Annotated in this window: 8 protein-coding genes; all 8 read left to right on the top strand. The window is 40.9% G+C overall.

Annotated elements, in window-relative coordinates:
• Window positions 1–92: 92 nt before the first annotated feature.
• The gene (locus DO88_RS03025) at window positions 93–1073 is read left to right on the top strand and encodes a transposase (protein WP_033023753.1); all 981 of its coding nucleotides are present in this window, start codon (window positions 93–95) and stop codon (window positions 1071–1073) included.
• Between the two features lie 207 nt (window positions 1074–1280).
• On the top strand, window positions 1281–1697 hold the full coding sequence (locus DO88_RS03030) for a hypothetical protein (RefSeq protein ID WP_033040672.1): 417 nt from the start codon (window positions 1281–1283) through the stop codon (window positions 1695–1697).
• Between the two features lie 63 nt (window positions 1698–1760).
• Window positions 1761–2162, top strand: a complete 402-nt coding sequence (locus DO88_RS03035) for a 3TM-type holin (protein WP_007377701.1) — start codon at window positions 1761–1763, stop codon at window positions 2160–2162.
• Window positions 2163–2833: 671 nt separating this feature from the next.
• On the top strand, window positions 2834–4273 hold the full coding sequence (locus DO88_RS03040) for a phage tail sheath family protein (RefSeq protein WP_007377700.1): 1440 nt from the start codon (window positions 2834–2836) through the stop codon (window positions 4271–4273).
• A gap of 133 nt (window positions 4274–4406) precedes the next feature.
• Window positions 4407–4853, top strand: a complete 447-nt coding sequence (locus tag DO88_RS03045) for a phage tail protein (RefSeq protein WP_007377699.1) — start codon at window positions 4407–4409, stop codon at window positions 4851–4853.
• Window positions 4854–4902: 49 nt separating this feature from the next.
• Window positions 4903–5358, top strand: a complete 456-nt coding sequence (locus tag DO88_RS03050) for a phage tail protein (protein ID WP_008136322.1) — start codon at window positions 4903–4905, stop codon at window positions 5356–5358.
• A 24-nt stretch (window positions 5359–5382) separates the two neighbouring features.
• Window positions 5383–5586, top strand: coding sequence for a hypothetical protein (locus DO88_RS03055; RefSeq protein ID WP_007377697.1), 204 nt, complete (start codon window positions 5383–5385; stop codon window positions 5584–5586).
• A 2-nt stretch (window positions 5587–5588) separates the two neighbouring features.
• Window positions 5589–6323, top strand: a complete 735-nt coding sequence (locus tag DO88_RS03060) for a CIS tube protein (RefSeq protein ID WP_007377696.1) — start codon at window positions 5589–5591, stop codon at window positions 6321–6323.
• Window position 6324 lies beyond the last annotated feature (1 nt).

Genomic DNA, 6324 nt, shown 5'->3' with positions numbered 1-6324 from the left:
TTAAAAATGGGGGGATTACCGGGTCAAATCACTTGCTTCATGACATAAGTCGACTACCTTCAAAGGAGTATTATTAAAACAGGTAGTTCACAATGCCAAGGCCACAACGAATTGAGTACGAACATGCTTTTTATCATGTTATGAACCGTGGGCGCGGACGGCAAAATACCTTTCACGACGAATTATACTTTCAAGCCTTTTTAACCACATTGGGTGAGGCACAAGCGCGCTTTGATTGCGTTATTCATGCGTATTGCCTTATGACGAACCACTATCATTTGTTGATTGAAACACCCAAAGCGAATTTAGGCCGTGTTATGCGCCATATTAATGGGGTTTATACTCAGCGATATAATAAGTTGAAGCATACCGATGGGCCATTATTTCGCGGGAGGTATAAGGCGATATTGGTCGAAAAAGATGAGTATCTGCTGCAATTAAGCCGCTATATCCATCGTAATCCTATTGATATGACTATGCCGCTGGTGGATGACTTAGCGCACTATTCTTGGTCGAGCTACCCAGCTTATATCGGGAAAGTAAAACCACCAGAATGGCTTACGCGCGACTTTACTTATCAAATACTGGGTCATCGTCACAAGTTTAAGCAGTACAAAGCTTATGTATTACGAGGTAGCAGTGATGAACTCACTGACTTTTACGACAAAGGTAATATTGCATCGGTTTTGGGCAGTGATGGTTTTAAACGTTGGCTTAAAAATACTCAGCTGATAAATAGCCCCGAACCTGAGGTTTTACAGCAACTAAAACCGAATATCACAATGAATGAGGTGGTCATGGCGGTTGCTGATTATTATGCTTGCCCGCTATCTAAAATTACCAGTGTGCTTAAAGGGCCAAGCAAAGGATTTGAAGGACGTAAAGTTGCCATGTATTTTTGCCAAGAGGTTTTGGCTGAAAAGTTAAGTAATATTGCAGAGTATTTTAACCTTGGTCATAGTGGCTCTGTGAGTTTTATTACTCATCAAATAAGGAAAAAGCGCAGAGAGGATAAGCAATTTTCAAAACAATTAGATGCTATTTTTGACAGTATTATGAAGCAAGCGATTTGACCCCTTAAACTCTGACCCCTTAAACTTCCGTGACCCCTTAAACTTCCGTGACCCCTTAAACTTCCGTGACCCCTTAAACTTCCGTGACCCCTTAAACTTCCTACATGATTGTACTTTCATTTATTGTGATAATGTTGGATTTCACATTTTTACTTTTCACGCGTCTGTTCAGGTATGCAATTTATTTTATTTGAGTAAGGGATGGTTATGCCGCTTGTATGTGTGGATGGTGCTGCGATTAAAATTACAGTTAATGGCGCCCAGCAGCTAGTAAAAACCAGTGATAAAATTCCAACTGTGACTAAAAACAAATTCTCACAAGGTAAAAAAGCAGTGCTCACTGAGGATGATGTAAAACAGTGGTTGCAAAAATTTCAGTCAAACTACGATAACGCTGCTTTTAAGGGCGGTATTGCGATGGGTAAAGTCATTTCTGGTAAGCCAAATTTAACGGTTAAAGGTAAGTCTAAAACAGCGCTAGTCACCAAAGACACGCAAATAATGGCGCTACTACAAATTTCAAAACCAGCGCAAAGTCCACAAGGTGTACCCGATCCCGTTCCTATGATCAATATTACTATTGAGTTTACTGATGCAGGGCAGACAAAGCTTACAGTTGTTTAGTTCGTGGAGCGTTATTACTCTTCATCAGCAAAAAAGCATATTTAATTTTAAGCAGGAGAATAAATGATGGGACTGTTATCGGTTTTATTTTCTTCCAAAGCACAAGAGCCTATTAACGCAATCGGCTCAATACTAGATGAGTTATTTACTAGTGATGAAGAAACGCTAAATTTAGATATTCTCAAACAACGTGTAGCGCAGCAACCTAATTTAGTTCAAGCAAAAATTAATCAAGTGCAAGCATCTCACCGTAGTTTATTTGTGGCGGGTGCCCGGCCTTTTTTAATGTGGGTGTGCGGCCTTGGCTTTTTATTTGCCTTTGTTATTAATCCTATATTGCAGTGGTTGTTGCCAGAGATTGGTACTCCACAATTACCACTCGACGTCATGATGGAGCTTACTTTGGCCATGTTGGGGCTAGCGGGCTTACGAACCGTTGAAAAACTCAAAGGTGTTTCTCGCTAACTATAAAATAATGCATTACAAAATTATATTTCAATTAGTTTTCACATTTCTTATCGAACAACGTCTTCTGAACACAATATAAATAAACTTGTTATTAGGGCTGTTTACCTTTCGAGGTTGAATTTACAGCGGTATGTTTGGTTTGTAGGCAACGCAGCGCAGCGCCTATGCTGCGTTAACCCCTATAAATAGGCGATAACGCAGTATAAAAAACCAAACATGTGTAGCCCTTTGGGTTCGCCCTAGGGGCGATTTACTCTTTGTTGCTTGGTTTCAATTTATTGTTACATGGATGTAAGCCAATAGGGTAACGCAAGATCAGTTACCGAGCCCACTAGGTTATAAACCTCGCAACGCGATTAATCGTCCCTAGATAGAACAAGCTGTAATCTTAAAAGGTTAACAGGCCTTAACGTGACAGATGAAGCTGGTTGTGAGGTAACTCAAATTTTCTTCTAAGTAAGTTTCAATTATTTTGCCATCAGTTGTGACTGATGAGGCGGAGCCGTGGGTTAACCCATAAAGTCTTTTGAGTACTAAGTAGGATCCGCCAGGCGTTTATCCATTTTATTTGGTGGGTAGGCATTGATAAAAGGCTTGCTTGGTGCTCAATCCCTAATTCTTGCCATTTCGGCGTTTAAGAATGCGTTCTATTAACTAAAGGAAATACTATGTCTCAATATAAAACCCCTGACGTCTACGTTAGAGAAAAATCAATTCTACCGCCGTCAGTCGCAGAGGTGGCAACGGCAATTCCAGCATTTATTGGTCATACCACTCAACTTAATGAAGCCGGTGATGCTGCCAACTTTTTAAACATGCCTGTGCGTATTACTAGCATGGTGCAGTTTGAAGCAAACTTTGGTGGCCCATACAAAGAGAGCTTTACGCTAATGCCTAGCTCTAAAGGTTATGATATTACCAATGTAGCGGCTGTTGCTGATGATCTTGCAAAACTAGAAGGTGCTAAGTTCTTTCTTCATCAAGCAGTTAGTCACTTTTTTGCTAATGGTGGTGGGGCGTGTTATGTCGTTTCTATTGGTATGGCAGGTACACTTGCGTCAAAAGAGTCTTATAGCGCTGGCATTGACCTTTTAAATAAGGTTGATGAAGTAACACTTATTTCATCTCCAGAAGCAATTGGTTTAGACGAAGTTGGCCACTACGAGGTGCAAAATAAGGCGCTTAAACATGCAGAAAAACGCATGGACCGTTTTGCATTAGTTGATGTGCAAATGCAAGAAACGCCTGCTGGGACTACTGCAATTGTTCATGACTCTGAACGTTTGCGCGCCAAAGTAACGCAGGGTTTAAAATATGGTGCATCTTACTACCCATATTTAAAGACGACTATCGCACGCAGTTACGATGAAGCAAACGTGACTGTTAAGGTAGTAGAAGATGAAACAGCAGACCCTATAACTTACAAAGATGTGATGCTATCTGTACTAGGTAATGATGACAGTACAAATACAGATTATAACGCGCAAATTTATAATCAAGCTAAGGCGGCGTTAGCAAAAAGTTATCTCGTATTGCCTCCGTCACCTGCCGTTGCGGGTATTATCGCTAAAACCGACAAAGAACGCGGAGTATGGAAAGCACCTGCTAACGTAGCTTTATCGCAAGTGCTTGCGCCAACGCTTGCTATTGATAGCACTGAGCAAGAGAGCCTTAACGTTGATGCCATTTCTGGTAAATCAATCAACGCGATTCGTACCTTTGTTGGTAAAGGGACTTTGGTTTGGGGTGCACGTACTCTTGCTGGTAATGACAATGAGTGGCGCTATGTATCGGTTCGCCGTTTATTTAACTTAGTGGAAGAGTCAATTCAAAAAGCCACACAGTTTGCGGTGTTTGAGCCAAACACGCCTTTCACTTGGTTAAAGCTCAAAACCATGATTGAAAGTTACCTTGAGAATTTATGGCGTCAAGGTGCTTTCTTTGGTGAGACCCCAGATCAAGCCTTCTTTGTAAACGTAGGCCTTGGCCAAACCATGACCGAAGACGACATCAATAATGGTGTAATGAATATAGAAATTGGTTTAGCTGCGGTACGCCCTGCTGAGTTTATTGTATTAACCTTCTCACATAAGAGCTTAGAAGGCTAACGAACCCGACCAAGGTTGGTTGGGGGTCATATTTATACGTTTTATGTTTTCTCAATCAGCCTTTTTAATTTACTTATTTACCTAAGTTTTATTGTAACTTGGGCACTAAAATTATTATTTTTTGGAGTTTTTTATGGCTACTACAGCAGCAGACATTGCAGCAGAATACCCGATCCCGGTATATCGATTTGTCGTTAGTTTTGGTGAGGAGAGCATTCCGTTTTCTGAAGTGTCGGGCTTAGACATTGGTGTTGAAACCATTACTTACAAAGATGGTTACGGCAAAAAGCACATGCCTGGGCAATCAACCGATGTGAATATCACACTTAAACGAGGTTTAGTGCGTCAAAAGAGTCAGTTTTATGATTGGATTTCATCAATTAGCTTAAATTTGGTTGATAAAAAAGACATTACTATTTCACTCACTAACGAAGACCGTTCACAGCCATTGGTTACTTGGAAGGTGATTAATGCTTTTCCTAAAAAGCTTACAGCGCCAAGTATTAATGGTGGCTCAAACGAAGCCAGTGTGGAGTCGTTAGAAATGATGGCCGATGATATTAAGATCGAATTCCACTAATTTTATTCTCCTTGTCTTGGGCACGTTAGTGCCCTTTTTGGACATTACTATGATTCAAGAACTAACAACACCTATGGTGGGATACCGCTTTGCTGCGCTAATTACATCAGCGGCTATACCGAATCCGATAGATATTTTTTTTAAGGAAATCAGTGGCCTAAAAGTTAATCGCAACATTGAGTATGACGGTAATCGAGCAACGGTAGGCAGTAATAAACAATCGCGCACCTTAACTTTGAAACGTGGTGTACTGCGCACTGGTAGCACCTTGGAATTAACAAACTTTATTAGTTTACCGCAGTGGAATCAGTTTGCGGTTCGCAACGATATTTTGATCACTTTACTTAGCGATAACAACCTACCCACAAAAGCATGGCTAGTCACTCGCGCATTTATGGAAAGTTGGGAGTGGGACAGTCTAGATGCAACGCGTAACGATGTACTCATTGAGTCTATTACGTTTAGCTATCAAAACTTGGTGACAGTGCCAATTCCTTTTACTTAACACATTAAAGACAAGGTGATGCTAATGGAAATTCAATGTGATGCGATTCATGTTAAAGCTCGTTTATCTGGACAAAGTGAACCTGATGGCGATAGGCCGCAATCACAAAGTACTAGCACAGGCGAAAATACTGGGACTATTAATAACCAAGTTGAACAAATCGAAAAATCTTTAAAACGCTACATAGACAAGCAGTTTCAGCAATTTACTAAACAAAAAAGGCCATAAAAATGATAGGTATTGGCGCAAATGCGGCTGGGTCACCGCTATGTAAAGTGACCTTTTATAGTAAAATAGAGCGTGGCTCTGGTAACCAGCTGGCTGAGATGACACTTGCGTATGATGCAAAATCGTTGCAAACCAGCTATTCCAACAGTATTCAAAAATCACAAACGATAGGCGCCGAAAGCGGCGCAAGCCAATATCAAAAGTCTTCGCCTTCAAAGCTATCGGTGACCTTTTTGCTAGATGACACCATTATTGATTTACCCACCGAATTACTAGCAAAGTTGCAAGGGAACATAGAAACAGAAAAAAACATCCAAACTTTGTTGAAGTATGGCACCGCAGTTCAGAGTGAAACACACGAACCCACTTATGTGACAGTCCAACCATTGAATATGGTACTTAATCATGGCCCAAGTGGGACATTTGATGGCATGTTATGCACCACTAAAGTAGAAACTGAACTGGTAGATAACAAAGGACGCCGTTTAAAAGCCAAAGTTCATTGTTGCGTGGTGGAGTGTTTATCTGAAAAAGAAATGAAACTTAAATCAGGTAAAAGTTCTCCCGACTTAACTCATGTTATCCAACATAAGGCGGGCAGTTCGGTGCTTGTGCAAAGTGCAAAAATATACGGCAACCAACAGTTCGTGCATCAGGTGGCGATGGTTAATCGTCTACCTTCTATTCGTAGCGCTGAGGTGGGTACGCAAATCATTTATCCGCCGTTGGAGCGTTAGT

It is taken from the genome of Pseudoalteromonas sp. S3431 (assembly GCF_000690035.1).
GTDB lineage: Bacteria > Pseudomonadota > Gammaproteobacteria > Enterobacterales > Alteromonadaceae > Pseudoalteromonas > Pseudoalteromonas fuliginea.
This window is presented reverse-complemented; position numbering and strand designations above follow the sequence as displayed.

What these genes read in the sequence shown, in the direction of transcription:
- DO88_RS03060 (WP_007377696.1), top strand. Translation starts at nt 5,589, where the DNA reads ATGATAGGTATTGGCGCAAATGCGGCTGGGTCACCGCTATGTAAAGTG.
- DO88_RS03035 (WP_007377701.1), top strand. Translation starts at nt 1,761, where the DNA reads ATGATGGGACTGTTATCGGTTTTATTTTCTTCCAAAGCACAAGAGCCT.
- DO88_RS03040 (WP_007377700.1), top strand. Translation starts at nt 2,834, where the DNA reads ATGTCTCAATATAAAACCCCTGACGTCTACGTTAGAGAAAAATCAATT.
- DO88_RS03030 (WP_033040672.1), top strand. Translation starts at nt 1,281, where the DNA reads ATGCCGCTTGTATGTGTGGATGGTGCTGCGATTAAAATTACAGTTAAT.
- DO88_RS03025 (WP_033023753.1), top strand. Translation starts at nt 93, where the DNA reads ATGCCAAGGCCACAACGAATTGAGTACGAACATGCTTTTTATCATGTT.
- DO88_RS03050 (WP_008136322.1), top strand. Translation starts at nt 4,903, where the DNA reads ATGATTCAAGAACTAACAACACCTATGGTGGGATACCGCTTTGCTGCG.
- DO88_RS03045 (WP_007377699.1), top strand. Translation starts at nt 4,407, where the DNA reads ATGGCTACTACAGCAGCAGACATTGCAGCAGAATACCCGATCCCGGTA.
- DO88_RS03055 (WP_007377697.1), top strand. Translation starts at nt 5,383, where the DNA reads ATGGAAATTCAATGTGATGCGATTCATGTTAAAGCTCGTTTATCTGGA.